This is a genomic window from Cloacibacterium sp. TD35, assembly GCF_028864635.1.
Classification (GTDB): Bacteria; Bacteroidota; Bacteroidia; order Flavobacteriales; family Weeksellaceae; genus Cloacibacterium.
The window spans coordinates 1689387-1711217 of record NZ_CP104850.1; the positions used below are offsets into that span (position 1 = coordinate 1689387).

General features: G+C 33.5%; 20 protein-coding genes. 14 read left to right on the plus strand and 6 right to left on the minus strand.

The features are described 5' to 3' along the window. Window positions 1-47 precede the first annotated feature (47 nt). Window positions 48-446 carry an META domain-containing protein gene (locus N7277_RS07820; RefSeq protein WP_274779012.1) on the plus strand — a complete coding sequence of 133 codons (399 nt, stop codon included), beginning with the start codon at window positions 48-50 and terminating at the stop codon, window positions 444-446. 42 nt (window positions 447-488) lie between these two features. Here N7277_RS07820 and N7277_RS07825 read toward each other — a convergent pair whose 3' ends face one another. The 4 genes from N7277_RS07825 to N7277_RS07840 all read right to left on the minus strand — a co-directional run bounded on the left by N7277_RS07825 (window position 489) and on the right by N7277_RS07840 (window position 4073). Beyond that, window positions 489-731 (minus strand): hypothetical protein, encoded by a 243-nt coding sequence (locus N7277_RS07825; protein WP_069796870.1) that lies wholly within the window; start codon window positions 729-731, stop codon window positions 489-491. Window positions 732-777: 46 nt separating this feature from the next. Then, on the minus strand, window positions 778-2100 hold the full coding sequence (locus N7277_RS07830) for a hypothetical protein (protein WP_274779013.1): 1323 nt from the start codon (window positions 2098-2100) through the stop codon (window positions 778-780). A gap of 90 nt (window positions 2101-2190) precedes the next feature. Then, window positions 2191-3081 (minus strand): 3-hydroxybutyryl-CoA dehydrogenase, encoded by an 891-nt coding sequence (locus N7277_RS07835; RefSeq protein WP_274779014.1) that lies wholly within the window; start codon window positions 3079-3081, stop codon window positions 2191-2193. Window positions 3082-3110: 29 nt separating this feature from the next. Further along, complete coding sequence (locus tag N7277_RS07840; RefSeq protein WP_274779015.1) at window positions 3111-4073, minus strand: Gfo/Idh/MocA family protein; 963 nt, start codon at window positions 4071-4073, stop codon at window positions 3111-3113. A 215-nt stretch (window positions 4074-4288) separates the two neighbouring features. Here N7277_RS07840 and N7277_RS07845 point away from each other — a divergent pair, with 215 nt between their 5' ends. The 5 genes from N7277_RS07845 to N7277_RS07865 all read left to right on the plus strand — a co-directional run bounded on the left by N7277_RS07845 (window position 4289) and on the right by N7277_RS07865 (window position 11408). After that, window positions 4289-4939: a protein-L-isoaspartate(D-aspartate) O-methyltransferase gene (locus tag N7277_RS07845; protein ID WP_274779016.1), complete on the plus strand. Its 651-nt coding sequence runs from the start codon at window positions 4289-4291 to the stop codon at window positions 4937-4939. Window positions 4940-4944: 5 nt separating this feature from the next. Further along, a complete protein-coding gene (locus N7277_RS07850) occupies window positions 4945-5670 on the plus strand; it encodes a nitroreductase family protein (protein WP_274779017.1) in 726 nt (241 codons plus the stop codon). A gap of 119 nt (window positions 5671-5789) precedes the next feature. Next, the gene (locus N7277_RS07855) at window positions 5790-7787 is read left to right on the plus strand and encodes a urocanate hydratase (RefSeq protein ID WP_274780816.1); all 1998 of its coding nucleotides are present in this window, start codon (window positions 5790-5792) and stop codon (window positions 7785-7787) included. A 167-nt stretch (window positions 7788-7954) separates the two neighbouring features. Further along, window positions 7955-8899: a fasciclin domain-containing protein gene (locus N7277_RS07860; RefSeq protein WP_274779018.1), complete on the plus strand. Its 945-nt coding sequence runs from the start codon at window positions 7955-7957 to the stop codon at window positions 8897-8899. Window positions 8900-9017: 118 nt separating this feature from the next. Next, window positions 9018-11408 (plus strand): TonB-dependent receptor, encoded by a 2391-nt coding sequence (locus N7277_RS07865; protein WP_274779019.1) that lies wholly within the window; start codon window positions 9018-9020, stop codon window positions 11406-11408. Window positions 11409-11428: 20 nt separating this feature from the next. On the opposite strand, the gene N7277_RS07870 is transcribed toward N7277_RS07865, so the two are convergent. Then, complete coding sequence (locus N7277_RS07870; RefSeq protein WP_274779020.1) at window positions 11429-12967, minus strand: S41 family peptidase; 1539 nt, start codon at window positions 12965-12967, stop codon at window positions 11429-11431. A gap of 167 nt (window positions 12968-13134) precedes the next feature. Between N7277_RS07870 and katG the strand changes: the two genes are divergently transcribed. The 4 genes from katG (at window position 13135) to N7277_RS07890 (ending at window position 17117) form a co-directional block, all read left to right on the plus strand. Next, on the plus strand, window positions 13135-15378 hold the full coding sequence (katG, locus tag N7277_RS07875) for a catalase/peroxidase HPI (protein ID WP_274779021.1): 2244 nt from the start codon (window positions 13135-13137) through the stop codon (window positions 15376-15378). A 126-nt stretch (window positions 15379-15504) separates the two neighbouring features. Beyond that, window positions 15505-16005 (plus strand): RNA polymerase sigma factor, encoded by a 501-nt coding sequence (locus N7277_RS07880; RefSeq protein ID WP_274779022.1) that lies wholly within the window; start codon window positions 15505-15507, stop codon window positions 16003-16005. Continuing rightward, window positions 15995-16618: a hypothetical protein gene (locus N7277_RS07885; protein WP_274779023.1), complete on the plus strand. Its 624-nt coding sequence runs from the start codon at window positions 15995-15997 to the stop codon at window positions 16616-16618. Before N7277_RS07880 ends, N7277_RS07885 begins: the two co-directional genes overlap by 11 nt. Before the next feature lies 1 nt (window position 16619). Continuing rightward, on the plus strand, window positions 16620-17117 hold the full coding sequence (locus N7277_RS07890; protein ID WP_274779024.1) for a hypothetical protein: 498 nt from the start codon (window positions 16620-16622) through the stop codon (window positions 17115-17117). A 62-nt stretch (window positions 17118-17179) separates the two neighbouring features. Here N7277_RS07890 and N7277_RS07895 read toward each other — a convergent pair whose 3' ends face one another. Next, window positions 17180-19399, minus strand: coding sequence for an NADP-dependent isocitrate dehydrogenase (locus N7277_RS07895; protein WP_274779025.1), 2220 nt, complete (start codon window positions 19397-19399; stop codon window positions 17180-17182). A gap of 146 nt (window positions 19400-19545) precedes the next feature. On the opposite strand from N7277_RS07895, the gene tpx reads away from it, so the two are divergent. The 4 genes from tpx to N7277_RS07915 all read left to right on the plus strand — a co-directional run bounded on the left by tpx (window position 19546) and on the right by N7277_RS07915 (window position 21748). After that, a complete protein-coding gene (tpx, locus tag N7277_RS07900) occupies window positions 19546-20043 on the plus strand; it encodes a thiol peroxidase (protein WP_274779026.1) in 498 nt (165 codons plus the stop codon). A 74-nt stretch (window positions 20044-20117) separates the two neighbouring features. Further along, the gene (locus tag N7277_RS07905) at window positions 20118-20573 is read left to right on the plus strand and encodes a nuclear transport factor 2 family protein (RefSeq protein ID WP_274779027.1); all 456 of its coding nucleotides are present in this window, start codon (window positions 20118-20120) and stop codon (window positions 20571-20573) included. 58 nt (window positions 20574-20631) lie between these two features. Continuing rightward, a complete protein-coding gene (locus N7277_RS07910) occupies window positions 20632-21048 on the plus strand; it encodes an SRPBCC domain-containing protein (RefSeq protein WP_274779028.1) in 417 nt (138 codons plus the stop codon). A gap of 58 nt (window positions 21049-21106) precedes the next feature. Then, window positions 21107-21748: a J domain-containing protein gene (locus N7277_RS07915; protein WP_274779029.1), complete on the plus strand. Its 642-nt coding sequence runs from the start codon at window positions 21107-21109 to the stop codon at window positions 21746-21748. Window positions 21749-21831: the final 83 nt, after the last annotated feature.

A 21831-nucleotide genomic window follows, 5' to 3' on the forward strand; every position in this document is an offset into this window, starting at 1 on the left:
AGAAATCTCGACTTTTTTCTTACATTTGAAAGATAAATTTTTAGAATATGAAAAAAATATTTTGGGCACTTGTGATTTCTACAACCGTGATTTCATGTGCTACAATTTCTAAAATTGGTTCTAAACAAGAATCTGTAACCAATACAAAATGGACTTTGGTAGATAATAATTTTTCAGGAGCGAAAGCACCTACTTTAGTGATAGAAGGAAAGAGAATTACAGGAAACGGAGGTTGCAATAACTATTTTTCTGATGTGGTGATTACCGCTTCAAACGGGACTTTTGATGTAGGAAATGTAGGAGCTACTAAAATGGCTTGTGATAATATGATGACTGAGCAAAGTTATTTTTCAGTGTTAGAACAAGTGAACAAATATGTAGTCAATGAAGGTTATTTAGAACTTTATAAAGATAATTTATTGCTATTGAAATTTAAGAAACAATAAAAAAAGAATCCTCGAAAATTATTTCGAGGATTTTTTTATGATTTAGTCTTCATCTTCTTCGTCATCATACTTAGCTAACTCTTCGTCGCACCATTTGAATGCTTGTTCTACTACTTGAGTAGCTTCGTTAGCGATGGTTTCTTCGTCGTCACCTTCTAGATCATCTAACCATTCTACCTCTTCTTCTTCTACGTTTAGGATGAATCTTGGGTATTCTGTGTGTACTACAAATAAATCTTCTGGAAATTCAGAGTTATCTGCCATTAAAAATTTAGGGAGTTTCATATTTTTAGAATTTTAATTTCTTAAGTACAAAGTTAATGAAATTTATTTATTGAAATTTGTTTTTGTTCATTTTCACTTTAGATTCTATCTTAAATTTTGTTAAAACTTCTTTTTTTAAAGAATCTTCAGGCTTTTCGGTGATGTAAACTCTAGGGTTTATTGTGCTTATTATTTCAGAAATTTTAGAACTGCTGAAATTTTCGTCTTTAATAGGTCTATAATAGTAAATTTTACTGTTAATAAGATTTTCTTTAACCAAAAATTCCTTCATTTTTTTTCTGTTTTCCAAATAATTACCTCTGGAAAGCCAACTGAAAACAAAACCTGTCGTCAAACTTAAAAAAGCGATTGCAAAAACCAGTTTTCCAAAAATTTGATTAAGTTTTTTGAAATAAACCAACCAAATTCCGAAGGTGAATGGCGCCAATAAACGATAATCTAAAGCATCTGTTTGATAAAAATATTGAATGAAAAACGAACAAATGATCCCGAAAACCGATAAGAAAACAATCATCTTTTCAGTTGCCGAAAGTTTATTTTTAATGAAAATAAAGATAAAAAATGCAATATTCAAAAAGCCAATTCCTAGAATTCCTACATTGAGAATTCCACCATTAGGATTGAGAATATGTATAAAAGGATTGAAACTCGTCCCGATAGCCAAAATGAACTCTTTAACGAGCAATGAAGTTGGTTTCAAGCCAATTTCTAGAAATTTGTTGATGTAGTTTTGGTTAAAAACATCAATAAAGAAGAGTTTATAGCCGGCAACATAAAATAATCCGATAATACTCGAAATGATGTAAATTTTTGAAAAACTTTTCTTGTAGCTCAACACTCCGAAAGCAAATAATCCACCCATGAAAAATAATCCGCTATACCGAATATTAAATAGCAAAATAACGCATAAACTCAATAAGAAAATGCTTAAAATTTTAGAATATTTTTCTAGCAAAATATTTCTCGAAACATAGAAAAATACAAATAAAAAAGGCAGGAATAATGTTTCGCTGAGTGTGGCTGCAAACAATGAAACCATAGAAAATAATGCTCCTACTAAAAGGCTTTCTCGCCAATAAAATTTCTTTTTCCAAGCGAAAAAAACAATGAATAGATAACACAATATTCCTACAACTTTACTTGACCAAAATTCATCTGTGAATAGGGTGAAAATCTTAATGAACAGAGGATAAAGTAGTGGAGCAGTAGTATTGTCAATTTCTGGGAAAACATGCGCTTGCCTCATAAAACGGATAGAATCTGGTGAGACTCTTCCTTTTTCATTGAGCAAAAAACGCAAAACAATCATCAACAAAGTAATGATGAATAAAGAAATTTTTAAATAGTTTTCTTGAGTTCGGTTTCGCATAAAAAATCGCTGATTCAACAAATTTACAGATTATTACTAGAAATCTGCATCATTAGCTCAATCAGCGAAAGAATTTATAAAGTTTCAAAATTATTTTTGAAACATTTTTGCTACTTTTTCTGCTTTTTTAGATTCTGAATAGTCATAGAAACCTTCGCCAGATTTCACACCTAATTTTCCAGCAGTTACCATATTTACTAATAGCGGATTTGGAGCGTATTTAGGGTTTTTGAATCCGTCATACATTACGTTTAGAATCGCTAGACAAACGTCTAGCCCAATGAAATCGGCCAATTGAAGTGGCCCCATAGGATGAGCCATTCCCAATTTCATTACCGTGTCAATTTCTTCTACGCCAGCAACTCCGTTGTAAAGCGTTTCAATAGCCTCGTTAATCATTGGCATTAGAATTCTGTTGGCCACAAAACCAGGATAATCATTCACTTCTACAGGAACTTTTCCTAGCGTTTTAGACATTTCAAAAATCGCATCAAAAGTTTCTTTAGAAGTAGAATAACCTTTGATAATTTCTACCAATTTCATAATCGGAACAGGATTCATAAAGTGCATTCCAATTACTTTTTCTGGGCGTTTTGTAGCTGCAGCAATTTTAGTTATAGAAATAGATGAAGTATTGGTAGCGAGAATACAATTTTCTGGTGCTAATTCATCCATTTGCTTGAAAATTTTTAACTTCAAATCTTGGTTTTCTGTTGCGGCTTCTACAATAAGCTCAGCATTTCCACAAGCGTCTGAAAGTGCTGTAAAAGTGATAATATTTCCAAGAGTTTCTGCTTTTTGTTCTTCGGTAAGGTTACCTTTTGCAATAATTCTGTCTAAATTGGTAGTGATGGTTTTAATTCCTCTATCTAATGCTTCCTGCGAAACATCTACCAAATTTACTTTAAAACCAGTTTGAGCAAAAGTATGGGCAATTCCGTTTCCCATGGTTCCAGCTCCGATTACAACGATGTTTTTCATTTTAGTTATTTAAATTTTTATGTATTAAATTAAGAAATCAGTTTCATAATCTCCAAAGCTACTTTCAGAGCTTCTGTTCCGTCTTCTAATGAAACTTCTACTTCACGGTTTTCATTAATCGCATCAGCAAAAGAATTTAGCTCGTCTAAAATGGCATTATTCGGTTGAATGTTAGGATATTCAAATAAAATTTGAGATTTTTCACCATCTGCATTTTCGATAATCATGTCAAAATCTGTAGGGTTTTCCGGCGCTTCTTTCATTCTGATGACTTCTGCTTTTTTCTCCAAGAAGTCTACTGAAATATAAGCATCTTGTTGGAAAAATCTAGATTTTCTCATTGCTTTCATCGAAATTCTAGAAGTAGTAAGATTCGCTACGCAACCGTTTTCAAACTCAATTCTGGCGTTGCAAATATCTGGTGTTTTAGAAACTACACAAACTCCGCTTGCATGAATATTTTTCACCTTAGATTTTACAATAGAAAGCAAGATATCCAAATCGTGAATCATTAAATCCAGTACCACCGAAACATCAGTTCCTCTAGGATTAAATTCTGCCAATCGGTGAATTTCAATGAACATAGGATTTTGGATGAAATCTTTGGTAGCGATAAATGCAGGATTATATCTTTCTACATGTCCTACTTGTGCTTTTATACCATTTTCTCTGCATTTGTAGAGAATTTCTTCTGCTTCTTTAAGCGTTTGTGTTACGGGTTTTTCTATAAAAAAATGAAGCCCTTTTTCTATGGCTTTCATTGCGTAATCATAGTGATAAATGGTAGGTGTAACAATGTCTAACATGTCTATTTCTGCCAATAAATCATCAAATTTTTCAAAATATTTGTATCCGAACTCTGCTTCTAGTTTTTTTCCGTTTTCTACATCTTTGTCGTGAAAACCTACGAGTTCATATTTATCTGATTGATTAAGAAGTTTTAAGTGAATTTTTCCAAGGTGACCAGCACCTACTAAACCTGCCTTTAACATAGAAATTTTGTTTTCCCAAATTTACTTCTTTAACGCAAAGGCGCAAAATTAATTTTGAAAATATTACGCTTTTATGGCGCAAAGTTTTGCGAACAAAGTTCACAAAAATGGAAATATGTTAAAATTGAAAATCTTTTATTTTCTTACGCCTTAAAAACATCATTAACAATAAAAATTTCATTGCGCCTTTGCGTTTAAAATGCTATTTTTGTGAAATGCAGGATTCATTTGTACATAAAGGAAAACGTAAAATTTTGGTAGAATATCTACGCGAAAAAATTGGAATTTCAGATGAAAATGTGTTAAAAGCCATGAATGAAGTTCCGCGTCATCTTTTTTTAGAAAGTGTTTTTGAGGATTTTGCTTATGAAGACAGAGCATTTCCTATTGCGGCCAATCAAACCATTTCGCATCCTTCTACAGTTGCCGAACAAACCGAATTGTTAGAAGTTCAGGAAAAGGAAAAAATTCTGGAAATTGGTACAGGTTGCGGTTATCAAACAGCGGTTTTGGTAACCATGAATGCATTTGTTTACACTGTAGAAAGACAAAAAGATTTACACGATTTTGCACAAAAAAAATTGCGTGAAATGCATCTTCGTCCGAAATTTCAAAGTTTTGGAGATGGATTTGCAGGTTTGCCCACTTTTGCGCCTTTTGATAAAATTTTGGTGACTTGTGGAGCAGAAATTCTTCCAGTAGAACTGTTGAAACAACTCAAAATAGGAGGGAAAATGGTGATTCCTATGGGAAAAACAGACGAACAAATTCTCTATAGATTTACCAAAATTTCTGAAAAAGAATTTGAAAAAGAAGAATTCGGAGCTTATAAATTCGTGCCGATGTTGCAGGATAGAAATAAATAAAAATTATGAAAACTTTTGAAGAAATAGTTAATTACCGCCGCTCTGTAAGGCATTATCAAAACGTAGAAATTGATGCAGAAAAGGTGAAGCATTGTATAGAATTGGCTACTTTATCGCCCAATTCTTCTAATATGCAACTGTGGGAATTTTACCATGTTACAGAGCCAGAAGTTTTGAAAAAACTGGCTGTTGCTTGTTTAAGTCAGGAAGCAGCAACTACAGCAAAACAAATGGTAGTTTTCGTGACGAGACAAGATTTGCACAGAAAAAGAGCCAAAAAAATGGCTGAGTTAGAAACTCAAAACGTCTTGAAAAATACGCCTCCCGAAAAACAAGAAAAACGCATCAAGCGTTGGCAAATGTATTACGGAAAAGTAATGCCGTTTTTATATTCTAAATTTCTAGGAATTCTGGGAGTTTTTAGAAAAATTTCAGTAATTGTGATTGGGATTTTCAGACCGATTACGTATCAGGTTTCTGAAAATGATGCGAGAGTCGTGGTGCATAAAACTTGTGCTTTGGCGGCGCAAACCTTCATTTTAGCGATGAGCAATGAAGGTTATGATACTTGTCCGATGGAAGGTTTTGACAGCAGAAGAGTGAAAAAGATTCTCAATTTACCTTTTGGTGCAGAAGTCAATATGATTGTTTCTTGCGGAATAAGAGATGAAAAAGGAGTTTGGGGCGATAGAATGAGAGTTCCTTTTGAGGAAGTTTATAAAAGATTTTAATTCTTGAAAATTTAAATATATGAGCGTTCATTCTGAACGCTTTTTTTTGTGTAAAGAAATTTGTTTCGTATTTTTAAATTAAAGTATATTTAAAACCAGATTGAATTTCGAATTTTATGATGACTTTCCAACAACAGATACAACAAGGAATTCCTAGAGAATTGCCTCAAACAAAAACATACGAACCACAAATTAATCACGCTCCGAAACGTAAAGAAATTCTGAATGAAGAAGAGAAGAAATTAGCGCTCAAGAATGCTTTGCGTTATTTTGAGCCGAAATTTCATGCAGAATTATTACCAGAATTTAGGGATGAATTAGAGAAGTATGGTAGAATTTACATGTATCGTTTTCGTCCAGATTACGAAATGTATGCAAGACCAATTTCAGAATATCCGGGGAATTCTTTACAGGCGAAATCTATCATGCTCATGATTCAAAATAATTTGAGTTATGCAGTTGCGCAACATCCTCATGAACTGATTACTTACGGTGGAAATGGCGCGGTTTTCCAAAATTGGGCGCAATATCTTTTGACGATGAAATATTTGTCAGATATGACAGATGAACAGACTTTGGTGATGTATTCTGGTCATCCTATGGGATTATTTCCAAGTCACAAAGATGCTCCAAGAGTTGTCGTAACCAACGGAATGGTTATTCCTAATTATTCAAAACCTGATGATTGGGAGAAATTTAATGCTTTGGGAGTTTCTCAGTACGGACAAATGACGGCGGGAAGTTATATGTACATTGGTCCACAAGGAATTGTACACGGAACTACAATTACGGTTCTGAATGCTTTTAGAAAAATTAATAAATCGCCAAAAGGTGGACTTTTTGTGACTTCTGGTTTAGGTGGAATGTCTGGAGCTCAACCAAAAGCAGGAAATATTGCAGGTTGTATCACGGTTTGTGCAGAAGTGAATCCTAAAATTACCAAAATTCGTCACGAACAAAAATGGGTAGATGAAATTCATGAAAATTTAGATGAATTAGTTGCTAGAGTAAGAAAAGCACAAGAAAATGAAGAAGTTGTTTCTTTGGCTTATCTCGGAAATGTGGTAGAAGTTTGGGAGAAATTTGATCAAGAAAATCTAAAAATTGATATAGGAAGCGACCAAACTTCGCTTCACAATCCTTGGGCTGGAGGTTATTATCCCGTAGGAATTTCGTTTGAAGATTCTAATAAGATGATGGCAGAGCAACCAGAATTATTCAAGGAAAAAGTACAGGAAAGTTTAAGAAGACACGCTGCTGCTATTAATAAACACACCGCAAAAGGAACGTATTTCTTTGATTATGGAAACGCTTTTCTGCTTGAATGTTCTAGAGCTGGAGCTGATGTTTTGTCGGAAAATCCAACTTTAGGTAGAGAGTTTAAATACCCCTCTTATGTTCAAGATATTATGGGACCGATGTGTTTTGATTATGGATTTGGACCATTCCGATGGGTTTGTGCTTCAGGAAAACCTGAAGATTTACAAAAAACCGATGAAATCGCTTGTGAAGTTTTAGAAGAATTGATGAAAAATTCTCCTGTGGAAATTCAGCAACAAATGCAAGATAACATTACTTGGATAAAAGGAGCGCAAGAAAATAAATTGGTTGTTGGAAGCCAAGCCAGAATTTTGTACGCTGATGCAGAAGGAAGAATGAAAATTGCAGAAGCCTTTAACAAAGCCATCAAAAATGGAGAAATCGGACCTGTAGTTTTAGGAAGAGATCATCACGATGTTTCGGGAACGGATTCACCTTACAGAGAAACTTCTAATATTTATGACGGAAGCCGTTTTACAGCAGATATGGCGATTCATAATGTTATTGGCGACAGTTTCCGAGGTGCAACTTGGGTTTCAATTCACAATGGAGGTGGAGTTGGTTGGGGAGAAGTGATTAATGGCGGTTTCGGGATGCTGCTTGATGGAACCGAAGATGCAAATAGAAGATTAAAATCAATGCTTTTTTGGGATGTAAACAACGGAATTTCACGCAGAAGTTGGGCTAGAAACGAAGGTGCAATTTTCGCCATAAAACGGGCTATGGAAGCAGAACCAAATTTGAAAGTGACTTTGCCGAATTTTGTGGATGAGAGTTTATTTAATGTAAAAATTTAATATATCTTAATGTAGAGTTTTTAACTATCAGAAAATTAATACTTTAAACTTCCTTTTTCATAAGGGAGTTTTTTTATAAATAACTAATATAGTAAATTTCTATACTAAAAATTATAAATTAGAAAAATAACATACTAATTTAGCTTCGAATTAAAAAAGTAATTATTATGAAAAATCTAATTAAAAAAATTGGCCTTGTTCTTTTAGGAACATTTATTTTAAGTTCATGTTCAGATGATGATGATAATTATGACAAAAATGTATATAACATTGTTGCAAATGATGCAGATTTCTCTAATTTAAAAGCTGCTATAGACAAGGCAGGCTTAGCAACGACTTTACAATCTAGCGGAACTTTTACTGTTTTTGCGCCTTCTAACGCTGCTTTCACTGCTTTTCTTCAAGCAAATGGTTTTGCATCATTAGATCAAGTTCCAAATGCTGTCTTGAAAGAGATTTTATTAAACCACGTACTTTCTACAGAAGTAAAAGCAGCCCAAGTTACTACAGGTTATGTTTCTACTTTGGCAAAAGGTGGTGCTTCTAGTTCTAGAAATTTAAGTATGTACATTAACACTTCTAACGGTGTTAAAATCAATGGTGTTTCAAACGTTACAAAAACCGATATTGATGCAACCAATGGCGTTATTCACAAAGTAGATGCGGTAATTGGTTTGCCAACTATCGTAACTCATGCTACTGCAAATCCTAATTTCACCACTTTAGTTGCCGCTTTAACCAGAAATGATATGCCGAATTTTGTAAGCATTCTAAGCGGAACAGCTAATTCACCATTCACCGTTTTTGCTCCTACCAACACTGCATTTTCTGGATTGTTGACTGAGCTTAATCTTTCTGGATTGAGTGCTATTCCACAAGCTACTTTAGAAAATACTTTGAAATATCACGTAGTAGCAGGTGCTAATGTAGCTTCTACAGATTTAACCAATAATATGACCGTTACTACCTTCCAAGGTGGAAAATTTACCATAACCACAACTGGTGGTGCAAAAATTACCGATGCCAAAAATAGAGTTTCTAATATTGTGGCTACGGATGTACAATGCTCTAATGGAATTATTCATGTGATTGACAAGGTCATTCTTCGATAATTTCATAGTTTTTATAATGGTTGTTTTTAAGGGGAAATGACGCTTTCTATAAGCGTCATTTCTATTTCTTATCGTATTTTCTAAACAAATGTTTTATTTTTGCTAAAAATATATTTTGATGTATAAAAAATTAATTACCAGTTTATTTTTATTAGTGACCACAGTAGTTTTGGCGCAAGTAGGGAGTGTTACCATTTCTGTTTTTGATGAGTTTTCTAAAAAACCACTTTCGGCTACAGTTTCTATTCAAGGTGGTAAAGATGAAATTTTTATCGGGAACGGAAGTATTTTAATCCCTGAAATTCCTACAGGAAACTATAATTTTAGAATTTCAGCAGAAGGTTATGATGATGGCTTTCTGAATGACATCAACGTAGTTCCTAATCAGAATCTTACTTTTTCTATCGGGTTGAATAAAGTGGCTACTCAGATTAAAGAGGTAACGATTACCAAAAAAGTTTACAAAACTACTGCAGAATCTCCAGTTTCACTCAGAAATATTACCAGCGAAGAAGTGCAAAAAAATGCTGGTTCTAACCGTGATGTTTCCAAAGCAATTCTAAGTTTCCCAGGAGTGGGAAGTACAGCAACTTTCAGAAATGACCTTTTTATCCGTGGAGGAAGTTCTGCAGAAAATAAATTTTATATCGATGGAATAGAAGTTCCCGTGATTAATCACTTCCAAACGCAAGGCGCAAGTGGCGGGCCAAGAGGAATTATCACCGTAGATTTCATTAAAGATGTAGATTTTTATAGCGGTGCTTTTCCTGCAAAGAGAAATGGCGTTTTGTCTTCGCTTTTTGAATTTAATTTAAAGCAAGCCAGAAAAGATAAACTCGGGTACAAAGCGATTGTAGGTCTTGATGATTTACAATTGATGATGGACGGACCTCTAAGCAAAGACCAATCATGGAGCGGACTATTTTCTGTGAGAAAATCTAATCTTCAGTTGCTTTTCAAAGGAATTGGTTTGCCTTTTTTACCAAGTTATTATGATGCAACCTTTAAAGTTTCGAAAAAATATAAATCTGGTGACGAATTGTATTTCATAGGTTTAGGTGCAAAAGACCAGTTTGATTATAATTTTGATGCTAAAAAAACACTTTATAATCTTACTTTGATAGACAGATTGCCGAATTCGCCACAGTGGAATTATACTGTAGGAGCAGGTTACAGACATTTGGTAGAAAATGGAAACTGGTTATTTACTTTGAGCCGAAATATGCTGGATAACCAAGCGATTAAATATTATAGAAATATAGAAACTCCGGATAATTTATTGTACAATTATCAGTCTAGAGAAGCCGAAAACAAATTGAGAATAGATAGAAATTTCAGTTGGAATGATTACCAGTTCAGCGCAGGAACTAATATTAATTTCGCAAAGTATACCAATGATTCTACCGTGAAACAAGTCAATCAAAATTCGGTAGATTATGATGTAATTAACTCTGAATTAAATCTAGTTCAGTATGGATTATATCTTCAAACTGCGAAGAAATTTCTAGAAAATAAAGTTCAAATTTCACTAGGAGCGAGATTAGATGCAAGCAACTACTCAGATTTAACCAATAATCCTTTAGAGCAGTTCTCTCCGAGATTTTCATTGAATTATAAATTTGCAGAAAATTGGGCGTTTAATTTCAATACAGGAATTTTCTATCAACTTCCAGCTTACACGAGTTTAGGGCTTAAACTGAATGAGATTTTGGTGAATGAAAATTCTTTGAAATACATCAGAAATGCACATTTAGTTGGTGGTCTAGAATTTAATGGAAAAGACAATTTAAGAATTACCGTAGAAGGTTATTATAAAAAATATAAAAACTATCCTTTCTCACTCAGAAATCAGATTTCTCTAGCTAATTTAGGCGGAGGTTTCGGTGTGGTAGGAAACGAACCTGTAGATTCTAGAGGTTTCGGAGAAACCTACGGTTTTGAAATTTTAGCCCAAAAAAGAACTTTGAACAATTTCTACGGAATTGTAGCCTATACTTTCGGAAATTCTAAATTTTCTAATGCTAATGGAGAATTATTGCCTTCTAGTTGGGATTCTAAGCATATCCTTTCTTTAACTACAGGAAAATATTTTAATAGAAATTGGAATGTAGGTGCAAGATTCCGTTTGCAATCTGGTTTACCAGAAACACCTTATGATTTAAACAGAAGTGCTTTGGTTAATATTTGGAACGTTGCCAATGGGCCAGTTTCTAATTTTGCACAATTAAATACTTTGAGAGGAAACGTAGCGCATCAATTAGATATAAGAGCAGAGAAAAAATGGATTTTCAGCAAATGGCAATTCACATTTTATATGGATGTAGTGAATGTATATGGTTCTAAAAACGCCAGCAATTTGCCAGTGGTAAATCTGCAAAGAGATGCTTCGGATAATGGAATTGTTGCCAATCCTAATGCTCCACAAGATCAACAGTATTATTTGTTAGATGTAGGAGAATCTGATCGAAATATGCCACTTCCTTATTTCGGATTTATATTTGAATTCTAATCATAAAACGAAAAACTTCTCTATTGCAGAGAAGTTTTTTTGTTTTGAATATCTTTTAGAATCCATTCTAATTCTACATCTTTTCGTTCCAGAATTTGTTGAAAAGTAGGTTTTATTTCTACATCTGGAGTAACTCCTTTCATGGTATGATTGAATTCTATATTGGGCTGAACCAAAAACAAACCAATCGGCAATTTTAGTTTAGAATAGGGCAGTTTTTGAGTACTGTATATTCCAGCAACTGTTCCATCATTAGCGCCGCCAGTTTCTTCTCCTATAATTATTGCGCGCTTGTCGTTTTTTAATTTTGCAGAAATTACAGAAGATGCAGAAAAACTGCTTCCGTTGATGAGAACATAAATTTCCCCTTCGAAAGCATCTTTTTTAGGCTTTTTCGGGGTAAAAATGTTCTGAGATTTTAAATAATATTTATCGTTTTTATGACGAACCATCAATAAACTGGTTAATTTAGATTGTAAATATCCTATTGCAGCAATCGGTTTCAGATAATTTGGAAAGTGTGAGAAATAATCAGCATGAGTAATGGAAGTTCTATTGGCTACCTCTAAATCATTGATGAATCTGAACTTCTCTTTTGCTAAATAGCTGTATAAATTTGTGATTTCGGCAAGAGAACCACCCAAATTATCTCTGATGTCTAAGATGAGGTATTTAGATTTCGCTTTTTTTATTTCTCGAAAAGTTTCTCGGTAAAATTTTTGAGAATAAGTTCCTGAGAATGTTTTGATTTTGATGTATGCTACACTGCTGTCTTTTTCTAAAAATTTCAAATTTCTATTGAAACTCTTGGTCACGGGATTGTAGTCTTTGGTTTTCTTTTCTTCTGTAGGTTTTTTATCGGTTTTTTCCTTCTTTTTATCTTCTTTTGATTTTTTTTCTCGGGTAACTATTTTTTTGTAAAGGGTATTTTCGGATTTTAAATCTATTTTCACACTATCCATAATTCCATATTCTATAGTGAAAAAAGTAGGAAATCTTCTTGCCATCGAATATTTTTGATAGGTGGTGTTATAACCATCACTTGTGATGAGGGGTTCGTATTTTTTAAGCAGTTTTTCTATTTCTAAATAGTTAATGGCAATAATTTCTGAACCGTTTTTGATATTGGCTACTTTTTCTGGGTTGTCCTTTACATAAAGTTTGTCGTTTTCTACATAATAAGATAACCTTCCCAGAAGTCCTTTTTGTTCTTTGAGTTTTTTAATTTCCTTCTTGGTAAGTTTTTTCTCTGGCGGAACCAATCTTAAATGACCTTGTCTCACTTCAGCAACAACCGGTGCAAGTTTAAAATAAAACTCTAAAGGCTTTAATGGTTCTCGAATCGTGTTTTTAAGACTATCAAATTTATAATCTAATTTCTCTTTGGGTATATAACTATATAGAGTAGGGTGAAGTTTTTGAAGTTTTAAATAGGTGTAATCTATGTCTTGTTTTAGCTTTTCGCTTGAAATGGGTGTTTCTAGGCGTTCATTGTACTTTTTTACTGAAATACAAGAATTTAGAGTTAAAATAAAGAGGAGGAATGCAATTTTTTTCATAAATTTATTTGTTCAAAAATATGATTTTTTAAAAAGATTTTTAATAGTTATAATTTATTGAAATTTTATTTTTGATTGTCAAAATCTATAACTCGAATTTTTTTAATGAATTGAAATTATACTTCACAAGACCATTAAACTTTTAATTTTGACAAAAAATAATCAATATGAGTACATCAGAGCAAGGGAAATGTCCATTTCCACATCATGAATTACCAAAAGAAAACAACCCTCATCATGGAGGAACTAGTTCAGGAAAATGCCCTGTAATGCATGGCGCAAATACAGGCAGTGATCAATCAGTAATGAGTTGGTGGCCGAAAGCTTTAAATCTTGATATTCTTCATCAGCATGACAAAAAAACAAATCCTCTGGGAGAAGAATTCAACTATGCAGAAGAATTTAAAAAATTAGATTTAGAAGCAGTAAAAACTGATTTAAAAAATTTAATGACAGATAGCCAAGACTGGTGGCCTGCAGACTGGGGGCACTATGGCGGTTTAATGATTAGAATGGCGTGGCATTCTGCTGGTACATATAGAGTTGCAGACGGAAGAGGTGGAGCAAATACAGGAAACCAACGTTTTGCACCGCTTAATTCATGGCCGGATAATGGAAACTTAGACAAAGCGAGAAGGTTGCTTTGGCCAATCAAGAAAAAATATGGAAACAAACTTTCTTGGGCAGACCTTATGATTTTGGCGGGTAACATGGCTTATGAAACTATGGGTTTCAAAACTTTCGGTTTTGCAGGTGGTAGAGAAGATATTTGGCACCCAGAAAAAGATATTTATTGGGGAAGCGAAAAAGAATGGTTAGCGCCATCAGGTAGCGAAGGTAGCCGTTATTCTGGAGAAAGAGATTTAGAAAATCCTTTAGCAGCAGTAATGATGGGATTAATTTATGTAAATCCTGAAGGGGTAGATGGTAATCCAGATCCATTGAAAACTGCTAGAGATATGCGTATTACATTCAAGAGAATGGCAATGAATGACGAGGAGACTGTAGCACTTACAGCAGGTGGTCACACTGTAGGAAAAGCTCACGGAAACGGAGATGCATCTACATTAGGCCCAGCTCCAGAAGGGGCAGAAATAGAAAATCAAGGTTTTGGTTGGATGAATCCTAAAGGCGGTGGTGGTAATACAGTAACTTCTGGCGTTGAAGGAGCTTGGACTACTCATCCTACAAGATTTGACAATGAATATTTTGATTTACTATTAAAATATGATTGGCAATTAACCAAAAGCCCTGCTGGAGCTTGGCAATATGAACCAGTAAACATTGCTGAGGAAGATAAACCAGTAGATGCGCATAATCCTAATGTTCGTAGAAATCCTATGATGACAGATGCGGATATGGCGCTAAAAGTAGACCCTGAATACAGAAAAATTTCTGAGAAATTTCACCAAGATCCAGCGTATTTCCAAGAAGTATTTGCAAGAGCTTGGTTTAAATTAACCCACAGAGATTTAGGCCCTAAATCTAGATACCTAGGAGCAGATGTTCCTGCCGAAGATTTAATTTGGCAAGACCCAATTCCTACAGTAGACTATACACTTTCTGATGCTGAAATCGAAGAATTAAAAACTAAACTTCTTAATTCTGGATTAACCAGGACAGAACTCATCAATACAGCTTGGGATTCTGCGAGAACTTTCCGTGGTTCAGATTTCAGAGGTGGAGCAAATGGTGCTAGAATTAGACTAGAGCCTATGAAAAACTGGGAAGGAAACGAACCAGCAAGATTAGAAAAAGTCTTAAATAAACTTACAGAAATTCAGTCTACTTTAGACAAAAAAGTAAGCATTGCAGATTTAATCGTTCTAGGAGGAAGTGCAGCAGTAGAGCAAGCTGCTAAAGATGCAGGTTTTGATGTAAAAGTTCCATTTGCAGCAGGAAGAGGAGATGCTACACAAGAGCAAACAGATGTAGAATCTTTCGAAGAGCTAGAACCATTACATGACGCATACAGAAATTGGCAGAAAAAAGATTACGTAGTAACTCCAGAAGAACTGATGCTAGATAAAACACAATTGCTTGGTCTTACTGCTGCAGAAATGACTGTCTTAATTGGTGGTATGAGAGTTTTAGGAACCAATTACGGAGGAACTCAGCACGGTGTATTTACCGATAAAGTAGGAGTTTTGACTAATGATTTCTTTGTAAATCTTACAGACATGAACTTCAAATGGGAGCCAGTTGCAGAAAATCTATACAATATTGTAGATAGAAAATCTGGCGCTACTAAATTCACTGCAACAAGAGTAGATTTAGTATTTGGCTCTAATTCTATTCTGAGATCTTATGCAGAAGTATATGCGCAAGATGACAACAAAGAGAAATTTGTAAATGATTTCATCAAAGTTTGGACGAAGGTCATGAATGCAGATAGATTTGATTTGAAATAAATTTTTTTGTTTTTTATTACTATTTAAACGGGCATTAGTGCCCGTTTTTTTATTTTAGTACATTGGTAGTGATTTTTTTGTAACATTTTTACAACTTCTTTACTAACTCCATAGAAACGCTAATTAATGAAAACTTTAGAATCAGAATTTTTAGAAAAAATAGAAAGTCATAAAGGGATGATTTTCAAAGTTTCTAAAATGTACGTAGATGGTAAAGAAGATAGAGAAGATTTGTTTCAAGAAATCATTTATCAACTTTGGAAATCTTACCAAAATTTCGAAGGCAAAAGTCAGTTTTCTACATGGTTATACAGGGTAAGCATCAATACAGCACTTACTTTTCTTAATAAAGAAAAAAAGAAAACAGATAATGCTTCTTTAACTGAAAATATAGATGTACAAGACGAAAATTCTGACGAAAAAGAAACGCAATTAGAATTTTTTTATAAAGCAGTTCATGAACTCAATCCTGTAGAAAAAGCGCTGATTTTTTTATTTCTGGAAGGTCAAAGTCATAAAGAAATCGCCACCAATCTAGGGATTACAGAAGTTAACGCACGTGTAAAACTCAACCGAACCAAAGAAAAATTACAACAAATTATTAAAAATTACGGCTATGAATTTTGATAAATTAAAAGAACAATGGAATCAAGAAAGCAACGAGGTTTCATTACCCCAAAATCTAGATAAAATAAAAGAAGCACATAATCCTATTGACAGAGTGCGAAAAAACATGAAATTCGACCTTATTTCTCAGGCGGTTTTAACGGTATTAATTGGTTTTGTGCCATATATTAAAAGAAACGAATGGGATTTTCAGAGTATTTCTATTTTTGCGTTGTTTTACGTGTTGATGGTAGGTTTCATGATATATTACACCTTAAAATTTTACAGATTTTATAAACAAAGCTACAATTTGTCTTATGACAGCAGAAAAAATCTGATGTGGTTTGCTTATGAATTAAGACTTTTCATAGAACTTTACAGAGCGCTTACTTTTATCATGATGTTTTTGGGTATGGCTTTAGGATTGTATTTTGGGATGCATTTTAACACTACTGGTCAAGATATTTTCCATTTGAAAGATGCAGATTTTTTGAAATTATTCGGAGTTTTATTCTTTATGGTAGCTTTCTTGCTTGGATTGGTGGTTATTTTTATGGAATTTGTCATCAATCATTATTATGGGAAATATTACAAGAAAATTAAAAATATTCTTAACCAATTAGACGAAGAATAACATGAAAACCTACACTGCAACATCACAAAATTCTAGAAATTTTATTCTAGAAAACGAAAATCAAGAAATTTTAGGTGAATTAATCTACCCAAAATGGTATTCTACCAAAGCAGAAATTCATATCGGTTCAAAAATTTTTAAAACTGATACCAAAGGTTTTTGGACGACTTCCGTAGAAGTTACAGAATATGAAAGGGTTTTACTGAAATTTAAAATGGATTGGAAAGGAAATATCATCATGACCAGTTTACTGGATGGCGAAAAACATTTCATCATCAAGAAAGAAAAATGGTACAGTAATATTTTGGTCATGAAAGACGAAAACGAAAAAGTATATTTTCATCTGAAAAGAAATTTTAAATGGAAAGATTTTAAATTCCACTATGAAATTGCTTTAGAAAACGAATTAGATACTGTTACTTTGCTTAGCATTATTCATGTAGTTAATTACTTTAGTTCAGAAGAAGATAGTACTGCTGCTACAGCGGCAACTGTATAAAATAAAAACCTCCTGAAATTTTCAGGAGGTTTTTTATGATTTAAACTCTAAATTTTAGAATTTTATAAAGAATCTACAATTGCATTTAATGTAGCCGATGCTCTCATGGCTGAATAGGTTTTCGTAGAATCTGGTTGATAGTAACCACCGATGTCTTGTGATTTACCTTGAGCTCCAATCAATTCTTTATTAATTTTTGCTTCATTTTCTAGCATTGATTTGGCAATTGGTGCAAAAGTAGCTGCTAATTCAGCATCTGCAGTTTGATTTGCCAAAGCTTCAGCCCAATACATTGCCAAGTAGAAGTGAGAACCTCTGTTGTCTATTCCGCCTACTTTTCTTGCAGGAGATTTATCTGTTGCTAAGAATTTAGCATTTGCTTCATCAAGAGCATCAGCTAGAACTTGAGCTTTAGTATTGTTTTGAGTCTGAGAAAGGTGCTCTAAACTTGCTTGTAAAGCTAAGAATTCACCTAGAGAATCCCATCTTAAGTAACCTTCTTCTAAGAATTGTTGAATGTGTTTTGGTGCAGAACCACCAGCTCCAGTTTCAAATAAACCACCACCGTTCATTAATGGAACAATAGAAAGCATTTTAGCAGAAGTTCCAAGCTCTAAAATTGGGAACATATCTGTTAAATAATCTCTTAAAACGTTTCCAGAAACCGAAATCGTGTCTTTACCTTCTCTACCTCTTTTTAAAGTTTCAAGCATTGCGTCTTTTACATCCATAATTCTGATGTCAAGACCGGTTAAATCGTAATTTTGAAGATATTTTTCTACTTTTTTGATAATTTGTGCATCGTGAGCTCTTCCTTTGTCTAACCAGAAAATAGCTGGAGTGTTAGAAAGTCTAGCTCTGTTTACCGCTAGTTTTACCCAGTCTTGGATAGGAGCATCTTTGGTTTGGCACATTCTGAAAATATCACCCTTTTGAACATTTTGTTCTAAAAGTGTAGTTCCGTTTTCGTTTTCAATTTTTACAGTTCCTTCTCCAGAAATTTGGAAAGTTTTATCGTGAGAACCGTATTCTTCAGCTTTTTGAGCCATTAAACCTACGTTTGGAACGGTTCCAAAAGTAGTAGGGTCTATTGCACCATTTTGTTTCATTTCTTCTACAATTGCATCGTAGAAACCAGCATAAGTTCTGTCTGGGATAATGCAAACCGTATCTTCTTCTTTTCCTTCTTTGTTCCACATTTTACCGCCACCTCTTACTAAAGCTGCCATAGAAGCATCTACGATTACGTCTGAAGAAACATGGAAATTGGTAATTCCTTTATCAGAATTTACCATCGCAATTCTTGGTCCGTTTTCAATAGTTTTTTCAATATCTGCTTTTATTTCAGCTTCTTGAGCATGACCACCGATTTTTTCGAAAAGGGTAGCTAAACCAAAGTTAGGGTTAATGTCTAATTCATTGAAAGTTGCAGCATATTTCTCAAAAACATCTGCAAAATAAGTTTCAACAACCGCTCCGAAGATAATTGGGTCAGAAACCTTCATCATCGTAGCTTTGAGGTGAGCAGAAAGAAGTACGTTTTTTTCTTTCGCTTCTTTCATGGCTTCTTTTACAAAAGATTTTAGTGCAGAAATATTCATCACAGAAGAATCGATTACTTCACCAGCTTTTAGAGGTGCAAAATCTTTCAAAACTATAGATGAACCATCATTTCCGTAGAATACAATTCTGTACTTGCATTCATTTTCTAAAGTGGTAGAGTTTTCTGTACCATAGAAATCTCCATTGTTCATGTAGGCTACAGAAGTTTTAGAATCTGCATTCCAAGTACCCATTCTGTGAGGGTTTGCTTTTGCGTAATTTTTAACTGCTTTAGGCGCTCTTCTGTCTGAGTTTCCTTCTCTAAGAACAGGGTTCACAGCACTACCTAAAACTTTTGCATATTTTTTATTGATGGCAATTTCTTCTTCCGTTTTTGGTTCTGTAGGATAGTTAGGAACTGCATAGCCGTGTTTTTGTAATTCTGCAATTGCTTCTTCTAATTGTGGAACAGAAGCAGAAATATTTGGTAATTTAATGATATTAGCTTCTGGCTTAGTCGCTAATTCTCCTAATTCTGCAAGTGCATCTGCAGTTTTTTGTTCTTCGGTTAAATATTCTGGGAAATTTGCCAAAATTCTTCCAGCCAAAGAAATGTCTCTAGATTCTACATTAATTCCAGCAGTAGAAGCATATTTTTGAATGATTGGTAATAATGAGTGAGTTGCCAACATTGGCGCTTCATCTGTATACGTGTAGATGATTGTTGAATTGTTAGACATTATATTTCTGAGTTTTTAATTATTTGAAATTAAGAAGTTAGCAAATTTAGTGATTTTATAGAAATTATGAAACACATGTATTTATAATTCCTTTTATTTATTATAGCTAAAAACTATATCTTTGACAAAGTATAAAAAATAAAAAAATGGCAAATATTACATTACAAGGAAACGAAATTCACACTTCAGGAAATTTACCAGAACTAGGGTCTGTAGCAAAAAATTTTACATTGGTTGCAGAAGATTTATCAGAAAAAACATTATCTGATTTTGCTGGTAAAAAAGTAGTACTTAATATTTTCCCGAGTATAGATACAGGAGTTTGCGCTGCTTCTGCTAGAAAATTTAACGAAGAAGCATCTGCTTTAGAAAATACACTTGTTGTAAATGTTTCTAAAGATTTACCATTCGCTTTAGGAAGATTTTGTGCTTCAGAAGGGCTTAAGAATGTAATGAATCTTTCAGATTACAGAGGAAACTTCGGCGAAACTTATGGATTAACAATAGCTGACTCTCCGCTTAAAGGTTTGTTAAGTAGAGCAGTAGTGGTTTTAGACGAAAACGGAACTGTAAAATATACAGAGCAGGTTCCAGAAATTGCTCAAGAGCCTAATTATGCAGCAGCTTTAGAAGCTGTAAAATAAATTTAAATTTTTTGTGTAAGCGCACTTTTTAGTGCGCTTTTTTTTATCTTTGGTTTAGACTAAAACCAAAGAATATGAAAAAAATCCTTTTGTTTATAGCTATGACTTCGCTTTTTTCGTGTAAACAAAGTGAAGAAAAAATGGTTTCAATAAAAGAAACTTCATCGGAAAACGAAAAAATAGTAAAACAACTTTTCGTGCATTTTAATAACCACGATTGGGAAAAAATGGCAGATTTGTACACAGAAAATCCTGAATTTAAGGAACCAACATCTGGAATGAAGCCTCATGTAAAATCTAGAAACCAGATTGTGAAAGAATATACAGAATTGCAAAAGCAAATACCTGATGTAAATGATTCTTTGATAGCGGTTTATCCCTCCGGGAAAGATAAGGTGATTGTAGAGTTTATAGCTTCTGGAACTTTACCGGATAAATCTAAGTATCAATTGCCAATCTGTACTATTTTTACCATAGAAAACGGAAAAATCACAAAAGATTACACTTATTTTGATAATTCTCAGAACTAGAAAGAACCAAGTAAAAAGTTTTTTTTACATCAATCATCCATCATCCAACATTTAAAAAATGGAACCACTTATTGTAAATGTCACTATCAATGCCCCAATTGAAAAGGTCTGGGCGTTTTTTATCGAAACTGAGCATATTGTAAATTGGAATTTTGCACACGAAAGTTGGCACTGTCCGAAAGCTGAAAACAACTTAGAAATTGGCGGCGAATTTTTCTATACCATGGCTGCTAAAGACAAGTCTGCAAGTTTTGTCTTTCATGGAACATATACAGAGATCATTCCGCTTCAGAAAATTGAATATCATATAGAAGACGGCAGAAAAGTAGAAGTTTTTTTTAATAAAATAGATGAAAATACTACTGAAGTTTTCGAACGTTTCGAGCCAGAAATGATTAATGCTTTGGAAATGCAAGAGCAAGGATGGCAAAGCATTCTCAATCAATTTAAAAATTATACAGAAGGAAACTCTTAGCGGTTTCCTTTTTCAAAAAAACTTATTTTTCTATTTTTGCTCCTCAATAATTAATCCATTGAAAGACTACTACTATTTTCTAGGAATAAAACCGAATGCTTCTTCTGAAGACATTAAAAAAGCGTATCGTAAACTTTCGCTGAAATATCACCCTGATAAAAACGAAAATGATGAGTTTTTTACAGAGCGTTTCAGAGAAATAAAAGAAGCTTATGAAACTTTGATTGATGAAGGATCTAGAAAAGTTTATGATCAGCGATTTGGGAGTTTCCAAAGAAGTCAAAAATCAATGCTTCCGCCAAAAATTAAAAACTTTCACGCAGATAAGATTAGAGCGCAAAAAGGAGACGAAATTACTATTCATTGGCAAACCTATGATGCAGATTTGGTGAAAATCACGCCATTTGGTTTAGAAAAGTCTCAAGGTGATCGAAAATTTAGAATCAAAGAATTTGATAAAGAAGGTAAGTTTCAGATTATTCTTCATGCTACCAATACATTATTACACAAAACAGTAGTTCAAGGAATTACCATTACCGAAGTTTCTGGGGAAATAAAAGCTAATACAAATGAAGATATTCCCATGCGAAATTCGACTCCCACCCCTCAGAAAAGGGAAGAAGTTAATACCCGTTTTTATTATAAGTTGTTGGCTATTATTCTTTTAGCAATAGCTTTATACTTGGTTTTTCGCCAATAGTTTTTATAGAAAAATAGAATTTTACTATTCATAAAAAATTCCTTATTTTTACGAAACTTACAAAAAGTAAAAATAATACCTAA